Here is an 11,690-nt window from a genome sequence, read left to right on the forward strand (position 1 = left end):
ATGAAATATATTTCGACCCGTGGCGCTGCGCCGGAACTGAATTTTGAAGAGGCTATGTTGACCGGCCTTGCCCGCGACGGGGGCTTGTATGTGCCGGCGCAGATTCCGCAAATGTCGGCAGATGAAATTGCCGCATTGGCAGGATTAACCTATGAAGAGGTGGCGCAGCGAGTCATGCGCCCGTTCATCGGTGACGCATTCAGTGATGACGAGTTTGGCGAAATCATCGCGCGCGCCTATGACCAGTTCAACCACGCTGCGCGCGCACCGCTGGTGCAATTGGACTCCAACCATTTCCTGCTGGAACTGTTTCACGGTCCGACGCTGGCGTTCAAGGATTTCGCCATGCAACTGATCGGGCAGTTGTTCCAGTCTGCCTTGGCGCGCAGGGGCGAGCGGATCACCATTGTCGGGGCCACCAGCGGCGACACCGGTTCGGCAGCGATCGAGGCGTTCCGGGGGCTGGACAATGTTGATGTGTTCATCCTGTTTCCCCACGGGCGCGTGTCCGAGGTGCAGCGCCGACAGATGACCACGCCGAGCGAATCCAACGTGCACGCGCTGGCTGTCGATGGCGATTTCGACGATTGTCAGGCAGCGCTAAAAGACATGTTCAACGATTTCGAGTTCCGTGAGGAGGTTGGGCTGGCTGGGGTCAACAGCATCAACTGGGCGCGCGTGCTGGCGCAGGTGGTCTATTATTTCTCGTCGACAGTGTCGCTGGGCGCGCCGCATCGCAAGGTGTCGTTTACGGTCCCCACCGGAAATTTTGGCGACATCTTTGCGGGCTACATCGCTAAGCGCATTGGGTTGCCCATCGACCGCCTGATCGTTGCCACGAATCAGAACGATATCTTGCATCGATCGCTGACCGGGCAGGGCTATCGTAAAGGACAGGTGCAGCCCTCGATCAGCCCGTCAATGGACATTCAGGTCAGTTCCAACTTTGAGCGCGCGTTGTTTGACGCTTATGGGCGCGATGGCGACGCGGTCACCCAGTTGATGGACGAGCTGCAACAGGGCGGGTTCGAGATCAGTCAGGGCGCGATGCAATACCTGCGCGAGCAGTTCGATTCGGGCCGCGCCAGTGAAGAGGAAACTCTGGCCACCATTGCCCAAACCTTGACTTCCAGTGGCGAGCTTCTTTGCCCGCATTCTGCGGTAGGGGTCAAGGTGGCCAATGCATTACGCGATCCAGAGGTCCCGATGATCACGCTGGCAACGGCGCATCCGGCAAAATTCCCCGATGCGGTGGAGCAGGCCAGCGGGGTGCGTCCGCCCCTTCCCCCTGCTATGGCAGATATGTATGACAGGGCCGAACGTGTTACCCGGATTGCCAATGATTTGGGTGCGCTCAAGGGACACATCAAGGGACATATCCGCGCGTGACTGTTCAGCAAACTCAACTCCCGAATGGCTTTCGCATCGTTTCCGAGAACATGCCGAGCCTCAAATCCGCCTCGATTGGAATCTGGGTCAACGCCGGCGGCCGGCACGAACGATTTGAACAGAACGGTATCGCGCATTTCCTTGAGCATATGGCGTTCAAGGGGACCCAGCGGCGCAGTGCCTTGCAGATCGCCGAGGCGATCGAGGATGTGGGCGGTTATATCAACGCTTATACCAGCCGCGAGACGACGGCCTATTATGCGCGGGTGCTGCAAAATGATGTACCGCTGGCACTGGATGTAATCGGGGATATCGTGCTGAACCCGGTTTTCGACCCCGCCGAGATCGAAGTCGAACGGGGTGTGATCCTGCAGGAAATCGGCCAAGCGGCCGATACTCCCGACGATGTGATATTCGACTGGTTGCAAGAGAAAAGCTATCACGACCAGCCGCTGGGCCGCACGATTCTTGGTCCGACTGAACGGGTGTCCTGCTTTGGGCGCGAGGATCTGGCCGGTTTCGTGGCTGAACATTATGGGCCCGGGCAGATGATTCTGGCTGCTGCAGGGGCGGTGGATCATGACGCGCTGGTCAAAGCTGCCGAGGCGCTGTTTGGCCACATGCAGCCGACGCCGCCTTTGCAGGTGCTGCCCGCGCGCTTTACCGGGGGCGAAATTCGCCGGGACAAGACACTTGAACAGGCCCATTTCGCGCTGGCGCTAGAGGGGCCCGGCTACCGCGATGACGCGATCTATACCGCGCAAATCTATGGCAGTGCGCTGGGCGGCGGAATGTCGAGCCGATTGTTTCAGGAAATCCGTGAAAAACGCGGGCTGTGTTATACGATCTTTGCCCAGGCCGGTGCCTATGACGATACCGGAACCACCACAATCTATGCCGGCACCAGCGCCGCCCAGATCGGGGAACTGGCGAACGTTACCATCGACGAAATGAAACGTGCCGCCGAGAGTATTTCTCCGGAAGAGGTTGCCCGGGCCCGTGCACAAATGAAGGCCGGACTGCTGATGGGGCTGGAAAGCCCGAGCAACCGTGCGGAACGGCTGGCGCGCATGGTGCAGATCTGGGACCAGGTCCCGCCACTAAGGGATACGGTTGCGCGGATTGATGCGGTGACCACCGGTGATGTGCGCGAATTTGCCGAAACCATGGCGGTCACCGCCCCGGCGGCGCTGGCGCTTTACGGGCCGATTGACGGTGCGCCGACATTGGCCCAGTTGCAGGACAGGCGCGCGGCCTGATGTCGGCGTAATGATACTGGCGCGGCGCAAACTGAAGATCGAAACCGAACGGTTGACCCTACGCCCGCCGGTCCACGGCGATTACCGGGCGTGGAGTGCGTTGCGCCATCAAAGCCGCGATTTCCTGATTCCATGGGAGCCGAGCTGGGCGGAGGATCATCTGTCGCGCAAGGCATTCACCAATCGCGTCTATTGGGCCCAGCGTTCGGTCGGAAACGGATCGGCAGTGCCATTGTTCCTGTTCCGGCGCGACGACGATATTCTGGTGGGTGCGATCACGCTGGACAATATCCGGCGTGGCCCGGCGCAGGCGGGCACCCTGGGGTACTGGACGGGCCAGCCCTTTGCCCGGCTCGGCTATATGCGAGAAGCGATCGAAGCTGTGGTACATTATTCGTTTACCCGGCTGGATCTCAGCCGGCTGGAAGCTGCCTGTCTGCCGGAGAATACCGCCTCGCGCGGGTTGCTCGAAAGTGCCGGATTCAAATATGAGGGAGTGGCGCAATCCTATCTTCAGATCAGTGGACGTTGGCGCACCCATGTCCTGTATGCATCGCTGCGCAGTGACCGGCGGGGCAAGACGCTGAGCGGCTGAGCTTTGTCAGGGGGCTGCCGCCCCCTATCGCCGCTGGCGATTTCCCCGGCGGGTATTTTGTGACCAGAAAGAAGCCCAACTATGACGCTTGCAAGGGAAGGTGTCCTTGGGCATGAGGTGAGCATGGATTTGACGCCGGCAGATGACGATTTCGCCGCAAGGCTGCGGATTTCCGTGCCGGGGCTGGATATCGGCCCGGTGCAAGCTCGGTATCTGGAAGAGCCGCGGGGGCGGTATCACGGGCTTGGCGGCTGGCTTGTGCGCCCTGAAAACACGCAACAGGTGGCTGCAATCGTGAGCGCGGCCAACGCGGCCAGGGTGCCTGTGGTGCCCTATGGCGGCGGGACCGGGCTGGTGGGTGGGCAGGTGATGCCGAGTGGGGTGCCACCGCTGATCCTGTCGCTGGAGCGGATGCGTGAGATCTGCGCAGTTTATCCTTTGGAAAATGTGATTGTGGCCCAGGCCGGAGCAATTCTGAACGAGGTGCAGCAGGCCGCCAGAGAGCATGACCGTTTGTTTCCGCTGTCCTTGGCCTCGGAAGGTTCGGCGCGCATTGGCGGGCTGTTGTCGACCAATGCCGGAGGGCTGAATGTGCTGCGTTATGGCAATGCGCGCGACCAGTGCCTTGGGCTTGAAGTCGTGCTGCCTGACGGGCGCGTCTGGAACGGGCTGACCCGCCTGCGCAAGGACAATACGGGTTATGATTTGCGAAACCTGCTGATCGGGGCCGAAGGCACGCTGGGGGTCATAACCGCTGCCGCCCTGAAATTGGCGCCGATACCCGCTGAGCAGGGGACAGCGATTTTGGTTGTGCCGTCGCCGCAAGCAGCGTTGGATTTACTTGCAGTGACACGCGACCAAGTGGGCGAGGGCGTCAGCGCCTTTGAGCTGATCCATCGCCAAGGGCTGGACTTCATGACCGAAGCCGGTCTTGCTCAGCGTCAGCCGTTTGATGCGCCGCCGGAATGGTGTGTGCTGATTGATCTTGGACTGGCGGCCGGACATGAGCCGCAAACCGCTTTGCAGGATCTGTTCGCCACCGCGCTTAAACAGGGACTGGTGAGCGATGGGGTCATCGCCCAGAGCGAGGCCCAGCGCGCCGCTTTCTGGACGCTGCGCGAGGCGATCCCCGCCGCCAACCGCAATATCGGTTCGATCTCAAGCCACGACATATCGCTGCCGCTGGGCGTGATCCCCGATTTCATCGCGCACGCCCCGGACGTGATTGCCCGCATCGGTAGGTTTCGGATCAATTGCTTTGGACATCTGGGCGATGGCAACCTGCACTATAACGTATTCCCGCCCAAGGGGCATGAGCGTGCTGAGTTCGACATCCACCGCGATGCGATCAAGCAGGCGATATATGATCTGGTGAATGAGATGGGTGGATCGATCAGCGCAGAACACGGGATCGGTCGATTGAAGGTCGGGGATCTTGAGCGCTATGGCGATCCGGCGCGACTGGATATGATGCGCGCAATCAAGGCGGCGCTTGACCCCAATGGGATCATGAACCCCGGTGCGGTGCTGCGGGCGTAGGGGCAGGGTTCTCGCGGTGGTCCGCCTCAGCCGTCCGTTAATCCGAAGCGGTGTTCGCCGATGCCCGCAATCAGTGCGTCGATCCCCCAAAGGACAATCATGAAAACTATCATGCAGATCATATAGTTGACCACGGTTTGCACCACGCGCTTCCACGGCGCATCGCGGCGCGCGAAGATCGGGATTTCCGGGCGCAGCAGGAAAATCGAGGCCAGATAACCCAGTAACAACGCCGCCGTGAGCCAATAGATCACGTCGAACCACAGCGAGTCGTCGACCAGCGACAGAAAGCGCGCGAAACCGGTCAGGACGGTCCAGCGGAAAACGCGAAAGGCGTGGGTCGTCAGAGCCTCGAACCGGTGCCCAAGCCGGGTGCGCGTGTCGTCTTCGGTGAAGGCCAGTAAAAGCGTCCGCATGCGCTATGAGACCATATGGGGCGCGGGCGTGCCAGCCCGTCCCCTTGGTTCTCGCGCAGGTTTGTTTCGGCGTTACCGCGTCATATGTGGGCGCAGCACCCTTCCAGCTACGGCGTCAAGACGGGTCACAAGCGCGGGGTCACGGGCCGGCGGTGCGGTCAGGATCGCATGTTCCAGTGCCCGGTCGCAGCCCTGCGCGCATATTGGGCGGTTGGCTTTCAATAATGTGGGCAAGCGGCCCAGCATATCCCGCGCCTTGTCTGCATTGCCGGTCAGGATGGCGATGATCTGGGTCACGTCAACTTCGCCATGATCGGGATGCCAACTGTCGTAATCCGTAATCATGGCGACAGAGGCATAGCAAAGTTCGGCCTCGCGGGCGAGGCGCGCTTCGGGCATGTTGGTCATGCCGATCACATCTGCCCCCCAGACATCGCGGTAGATTCGGCTTTCTGCGAGGGTCGAAAACTGCGGCCCCTCCATCGCCAGATAGGTGCCGCCGCGATGCACCTTGATGCTGGCCGCGCGGGCGGCGGTTGCACAGGCATCGCCAAGCCGTGCGCAGGTGGGCGAGGCCAGGCTCACGTGACCGACGCAGCCCGCGCCGAAAAAGCTGGCTTCGCGTCCGACAGTGCGGTCGATGAACTGATCTACGATCACGAATTCACCGGGCGCCATGTCGTGGCGGAAGGATCCGCAAGCGCTCACACTGATCACATCGGTGACGCCGAGCCGTTTGAGAGCATCGATATTCGCGCGATAGGGGATGCTGGCGGGACAGTGGACATGGCCGCGCCCGTGGCGCGGCAGAAAAGCCATGTCGATGCCAGCCAGACTCCCGGTCAGGATTTGGTCAGAAGGTGCGCCCCAAGGCGTGTCGACGCTGCGCCATTGCGGGTTTTCCAGCCCGTCAATCTGGTACAGGCCGGATCCGCCGATCACCCCGATACTTGTCTGCGTCATAGCTGTTTCCTATTCTGTACCGGTGCGCATCTTCGGGGGCGGACGCAGGACAAGCAACCGTTGAGGCGGAGCGGTATGATTTTTTACGCTGCCGGGCATGGCAATTTGCCACAGTTGCGCTTATGACGCCGCATTGCGGCGCGCGTGCTTCATGACAGGATTTACGATGAAACGAGCCATTAAGGCATCTTTTGCCAAACGACTAGCCATTCCAGATCTGCGTTGGATGCCGGACGAGGGATTTACCTTGTCGCGTCTGCGCATCGAAGTGTTGTCGGGTTTGACGGTCGCTTTGGCGCTGGTGCCTGAGGCCGTGGCCTTTGCCTTTGTTGCCGGGGTGCACCCGCTGGTGGGGCTTTATGCGGCCTTTATCGTGGGGCTGATCACGGCGCTGTTCGGTGGCCGTCCGGGCATGATCTCGGGGGCGACCGGGGCGCTGGCCGTAGTGATGGTGGCGCTGGTGGCTCAGCATGGGGTGGAGTACCTGTTTGCCACCGTAGTTCTGATGGGGCTGATCCAGATTTTCGCCGGCATCATGCAGTGGGGCAAGTTCATCCGGCTCGTGCCGCACCCGGTGATGCTGGGCTTTGTCAATGGTTTGGCTATCGTGATCTTTCTGGCGCAGATGAGCCAGTTCAAGGTGCCGGGAAGCGACGGGGCCGAATGGCTGAGCGGCGGGCCGCTTTACATGATGCTGGGCCTTGTCGCGGTTACCATGGCCATCATCTGGTTCATCCCGCGCGTGACGCGTTTTATTCCGGCACCGCTGGCGGGGATTGGTATCGTCGCTGCGGTGGTCATCGGGCTGGGACTGGATGTGCCGCGTGTGGGTGATATGGCGTCGATTCAGGGTGGATTGCCGACATTTCACATTCCGATGGTCCCGCTGAATTGGGAAACGCTGCAGATCATCCTGCCCTATTCGGTGATTCTGGCGGCGATCGGGCTGATCGAAAGCCTGCTGACGCTGAATCTGGTGGGCGACATCACCGGCAAGCGCGGTGGCGCCAGTCAGGAATGTATCGCGCAAGGCATGGCCAATACTGTCACCGGCTTCTTTGGCGGCATGGGCGGCTGCGCGATGATCGGACAGTCGATGATCAACGTGAAATCTGGCGGACGCACCCGTCTGGCGGCGATCGCTGCCGCGCTGTTCCTGCTGTCTTTCATCCTGTTTGCCGCGCCGATGATCGAACTGATCCCGCTGGCGGCGCTGGTCGGGGTGATGTTCATGGTGGTTATCGGCACATTCGCCTGGAACAGCCTGACCATTCTGCGCCGGGTGCCGCGCATGGATGCTTTCGTGATCCTGCTGGTGACCGTGGTGACAGTGCTTGAAGATCTGGCGGTGGCTGTCGTTGTCGGGGTGATCGTTTCGGCGCTGGCCTATGCCTGGAACAATGCGCGCCGGATCCACGCCAATACCGATATTCGCGAAGACGGCGCCAAGGTATATCGCATTCAGGGACCGCTGTTCTTTGGTTCTTCTGAGGGGTTTGCTGAACTCTTCGACGTTGAGGGTGATCCGGAGCGGGTAATCATCGACTTTTCCAATAGTCGGGTGGTGGATCAGTCGGCGCTTCAGGCCATCGAAGCAATCGCCGGCAAATACGAGGCAGAGGGCAAGCATATCGAGCTGCAGCATCTCAGCCGCGATTGTCACAGGTTGCTGACCAAGGCCGGGCATCTGGTGGTCGATAGCGACGATGACCCAGATTATGCGCTGGCGGTGAATTACTCGGTGCGCACGGGTATTCTCGGCTCGCATTAAGCGCGGCATTTGATCCATGCACCGCCCCGTGCTAGGGCGCACCGCACGCAAATCTGGAATGGCGGCGTCAGGTGATTGAACTGCAACCGGAAACACCCGCCGATCGGTGGGAAGTCGAGGCGCTTTACGACCTATGCTTCGCGCCGGGGCGTGAGGCCCTGTCTTCCTATCGGTTGCGCGAAGGGAACGCTCCGCTTGAAGGGTTGTCGCTGGTGGCGCGGGATCCAGAGCGGATTCTGGCGGGTGCGATACGGTTCTGGCCAGTGCGCGTGAGCGGGCAACCGGTGCTTCTGCTGGGGCCGGTGGCGGTGCACCCGACACGTCAGGGCGAAGGATTGGGCGGCGTTCTGATCCGCGATGCGCTAGCAGCGGCGCGGGCCGACAAGTGGCAGCGCGTTCTGCTTGTGGGCGATGCGCCTTATTACGGAAGATTCGGATTTTCCCGCCTCGATGGCATTGAAATGCCGCCGCCGACCAACCCCGACCGTGTTCTGGGGCTGGACCTGTGCCCGGACGGGTGGAAGGGTGTGTGTGGCAAGGTCACGCATTGGCATGCCGTGTAGCGTTGAAAGCCAAGCCATTCGTGCCGATCTTGTGGTGATCCATGAGGAGAGCCGGGATGAACGAAATTGCCATTACTGAACCCGTCGATGTTGAGGCCGAACTTGACCGTCTGGCGGCGCGCTATCGCGCGGCATCCGGGATTGGTGTGCAGTTGCTGAACCTGTTGGGGGCCAAGGCCGAGGGGCTGCTTGAGCGGTTGCCGGTCAAGGTGCGGGGGCAACTGGCCGGAGCAACCGAGCAGGCGTTGGAGATTGCCATGCGCACGGCGGATCGGTCGCGTGGAGCAGTGCCTGATCAGAAGCCTTGGGTGAATACCGCTGTCACCACCGCGATGGGCGCGGCGGGGGGCTTTGGCGGATTGCCCGCCTCCCTGATCGAACTTCCGGTCACCACGACCGTATTATTGCGCGCTATTCAGGGTGTGGCGCAGGAATACGGGTTCGATCCGGCGGCGCGCAACGTACAATTCGATTGTATCCGCGTATTTGCCGCCGCCGGACCTTTGGCAATGGACGATGGCGCGGATACCGGGTTTCTGTCGCTGCGTCTGACGCTATCGGGCGGCAATATCCAGCGCTTGATAAGTGCTGTCGCGCCGCGTTTGGGGGCGGTTCTGGGGCAGAAACTTGCGGCGCAATCGGTGCCAGTGCTGGGGGCCTTGGCCGGGGCGACGGCGAATTATGTCTATACCAATTACTATCAACAGGTCGCGCATGTGCATTTTGGTTTGCGGCAACTGGCGATCAGTGCGGATGTACCGCACGCCGAACTGGTCGCCCGGCTGGAGAGCCGTATGCGCGGACGTTTGAAATAGGCCCGCCATTGCGCATGCACGGTGATCTGAATATGAAACGCGGGCACTAGGCGCAGTGAACAGTCCCAAGGGTCGGATACACTCCGATGATAAAGCAATTGCCAATCTCCATTGAGAGCGCGCGAAAAAGTGATGTGCGCAGCCAGTTTGCCGCGCTGTGCTGGCGCTTGACTGCAAAAGGCAGTCCTGAGCTTCTGCTGATCACGACGCGCAGGTCGGGCCGATGGATCATACCGCGGGGTTGGCCGATGGACTCTATGACGCCCGCCGACTCGGCTGCGCAGGAGGCTTGGGAAGAGGCGGGGGTGATCGGCGCGCCACTGGAACACTGTCTGGGCTCCTATTTCTACTCCAAGACCATGGCGCGGGGCCGGACCGCGCCCTGTGTGGTCATGGTCTATCCCCTGCAGGTGATCTCTCTGGCGGCAGAGTATCCCGAGGCCGGCCAGCGACAGCGTAAGTGGGTCAGCCCATGCAAAGCTGCCGAAAAGGTGAACGAGCCGGAACTGGCGCGAATTTTACGTGATTTTAACCCTGCTATATTGCCGCAAGATGTCTAGCCATCTTGCAAACAGCCGCGTCTAATATATCTTTAAAAAAGAATGTGAGATGGGTTCAACATGATCCGATATGCTCTGAAATGTTCTGAAGGTCACGCCTTCGACAGTTGGTTCCAGTCTGCCGACGCCTATGAAAAACTGGCCGCATCGGGAATGATTGCCTGTGCGGTATGCGGAAGCGATCAGGTGTCAAAAGCCGTCATGGCACCGCGGGTCAGTACCGGTGTCGATGAGGCAGCGCGCCCACTGTCACAACCGGCCAGCAAGGCCGAGGCTGCTTTGGCTGAAATCCGTCGCAAGGTGGAAGAAAACGCGGATTATGTCGGTCTGTCCTTTGCCGCCGAAGCGCGTGCCATCCACGATGGCACCGCACCAGAACGCGCGATTTATGGCGAGGCGCGCTTGGATGAGGCGCGCAAGCTGATCGAGGACGGGGTGCAGGTCGCGCCGCTGCCATTCCGTTCCAGCCGAAAAATGAATTAAGGCACCTTGATCGCGCGCTTCTCTTGCCCTCGGCGGAACGCTCGCTTATGACGCAGGGCGAATTTGTCTGTGCGTCATGGAGCAAGATCACTCATGCCCGTTTTGGTGATGAAATTCGGCGGCACGTCTGTAGCCAATCCCGACCGGATCCGTCGCGCTGCGAAACGGGTCGGGATCGAGGTGGCCAAAGGCTATGACGTGATCGTCATCGTCTCGGCGATGTCGGGCAAGACCAATGAGCTGGTCGGGTGGGTTGAGGAAACCGCGCCCATGTTCGACGCCCGCGAATATGATGCGGTGGTGTCATCGGGCGAAAACGTGACCGCCGGACTGATGGCGCTGACCTTGCAGCAGATGAATGTGCCCGCGCGCAGTTGGCAGGGCTGGCAGGTGCCGGTGCGCACCACCAGTGCCCATTCTGCAGCAAGGATTGAGGAAATCCCGACCGATAACATCCGGGCGAAGTTCGCCGAAGGCATGCAGGTCGCGGTGATCGCCGGGTTTCAAGGCATCAGCCCCGAGGGGCGCATCACAACGCTTGGGCGGGGCGGCAGTGACACCACTGCGGTCGCTTTCGCAGCCGCGTTCGGGGCCGAACGCTGCGACATCTTCACCGATGTGGATGGCGTCTATACGACCGATCCGCGCATTACCGACAAGGCCCGCAAGCTCGACAAGATTGCCTTTGAGGAGATGCTGGAGCTGGCCAGTCTGGGCGCGAAAGTGCTTCAGACACGCTCGGTTGAATTGGCGATGCGCTATAAGGTCAAGCTGCGCGTGCTTAGCAGTTTCGAGGAACCGTCCGATACAGCCGGCACGCTGGTCTGCGACGAGGAGGATATCATGGAATCAAACATAGTTGCCGGCGTCGCCTATTCCCGTGATGAGGCCAAGATGACGCTGCTGTCGGTGGCCGACCGACCGGGCATTGCCGCGGCGATCTTTACCGCTCTGTCTGACACAGGCGTGAACGTGGACATGATCGTGCAGAACATCAGCGAAGATGGGCGCACCGACATGACCTTTTCCTGCCCGACCAATCAGGTCGCCCGCGCGGACAAGGCTTTGGCCGCCGCCAAGGAGGCCGGTGGTCTGAATTTCACGGAACTGGTCGTTGATCGCGACGTGGCCAAGGTGTCTGTGGTCGGTATCGGCATGCGCAGTCATACCGGCGTCGCGGCCAAGATGTTCAAGATCCTTTCCAACGAGGGCATCAACATCAAGGTCATTACAACGTCCGAGATCAAGATTTCCGTGTTGATCGAACGGAAATACATGGAACTTGCGGTTCAGGCACTGCATGATGCTTTCGAATTGGACAAAGCTTCCTGAAGCGC

The 11,690-nt window shown here is 60.6% G+C and carries 12 protein-coding genes; 10 read left to right on the forward strand and 2 right to left on the reverse strand.

The genetic code is table 11. The annotated features are described in order from the left end of the window. The 4 genes from thrC to JAO82_RS03550 all read left to right on the forward strand — a co-directional run bounded on the left by thrC (position 1) and on the right by JAO82_RS03550 (position 4,782). Complete coding sequence (gene thrC / locus JAO82_RS03535; protein WP_198684968.1) at positions 1-1,389, forward strand: threonine synthase; 1,389 nt, start codon at positions 1-3, stop codon at positions 1,387-1,389. Next, positions 1,386-2,648, forward strand: coding sequence for a M16 family metallopeptidase (locus JAO82_RS03540; protein WP_198684969.1), 1,263 nt, complete (start codon positions 1,386-1,388; stop codon positions 2,646-2,648). Before thrC ends, JAO82_RS03540 begins: the two co-directional genes overlap by 4 nt. 10 nt (positions 2,649-2,658) lie before the next feature. Continuing rightward, positions 2,659-3,243: a GNAT family N-acetyltransferase gene (locus tag JAO82_RS03545; protein WP_198684970.1), complete on the forward strand. Its 585-nt coding sequence runs from the start codon at positions 2,659-2,661 to the stop codon at positions 3,241-3,243. Between the two features lie 123 nt (positions 3,244-3,366). After that, a complete protein-coding gene (locus tag JAO82_RS03550; protein ID WP_198684971.1) occupies positions 3,367-4,782 on the forward strand; it encodes an FAD-binding oxidoreductase in 1,416 nt (471 codons plus the stop codon). 26 nt (positions 4,783-4,808) lie between these two features. On the opposite strand, the gene JAO82_RS03555 is transcribed toward JAO82_RS03550, so the two are convergent. Both JAO82_RS03555 and JAO82_RS03560 read right to left on the reverse strand, forming a co-directional pair. Beyond that, positions 4,809-5,198 (reverse strand): hypothetical protein, encoded by a 390-nt coding sequence (locus JAO82_RS03555; RefSeq protein ID WP_198684972.1) that lies wholly within the window; start codon positions 5,196-5,198, stop codon positions 4,809-4,811. Positions 5,199-5,270: 72 nt separating this feature from the next. Continuing rightward, a complete protein-coding gene (locus JAO82_RS03560; protein WP_198684973.1) occupies positions 5,271-6,161 on the reverse strand; it encodes an S-methyl-5'-thioadenosine phosphorylase in 891 nt (296 codons plus the stop codon). Positions 6,162-6,327: 166 nt separating this feature from the next. Between JAO82_RS03560 and JAO82_RS03565 the strand changes: the two genes are divergently transcribed. From JAO82_RS03565 to JAO82_RS03590, 6 genes are all read left to right on the forward strand, one after another. After that, the gene (locus JAO82_RS03565) at positions 6,328-7,932 is read left to right on the forward strand and encodes a SulP family inorganic anion transporter (RefSeq protein WP_198684974.1); all 1,605 of its coding nucleotides are present in this window, start codon (positions 6,328-6,330) and stop codon (positions 7,930-7,932) included. Positions 7,933-8,003: 71 nt separating this feature from the next. After that, positions 8,004-8,495 carry a GNAT family N-acetyltransferase gene (locus JAO82_RS03570; protein ID WP_198684975.1) on the forward strand — a complete coding sequence of 164 codons (492 nt, stop codon included), beginning with the start codon at positions 8,004-8,006 and terminating at the stop codon, positions 8,493-8,495. A 56-nt stretch (positions 8,496-8,551) separates the two neighbouring features. Continuing rightward, entirely contained in the window at positions 8,552-9,310 is a 759-nt protein-coding gene (locus JAO82_RS03575; protein WP_198684976.1) for an EcsC family protein, read from the forward strand. Between the two features lie 86 nt (positions 9,311-9,396). After that, a complete protein-coding gene (locus JAO82_RS03580) occupies positions 9,397-9,870 on the forward strand; it encodes an NUDIX hydrolase (RefSeq protein ID WP_198684977.1) in 474 nt (157 codons plus the stop codon). Positions 9,871-9,930: 60 nt separating this feature from the next. Further along, entirely contained in the window at positions 9,931-10,353 is a 423-nt protein-coding gene (locus tag JAO82_RS03585) for a DUF1178 family protein (RefSeq protein ID WP_198684978.1), read from the forward strand. 93 nt (positions 10,354-10,446) lie between these two features. Next, positions 10,447-11,685, forward strand: coding sequence for an aspartate kinase (locus JAO82_RS03590; protein WP_198684979.1), 1,239 nt, complete (start codon positions 10,447-10,449; stop codon positions 11,683-11,685). The last annotated feature ends 5 nt before the right edge of the window (positions 11,686-11,690 follow it).

Origin of the sequence: Pontibaca salina (assembly GCF_016307205.1) — a bacterium.
In the GTDB taxonomy this organism is placed as follows: domain Bacteria; phylum Pseudomonadota; class Alphaproteobacteria; order Rhodobacterales; family Rhodobacteraceae; genus Pontibaca; species Pontibaca salina.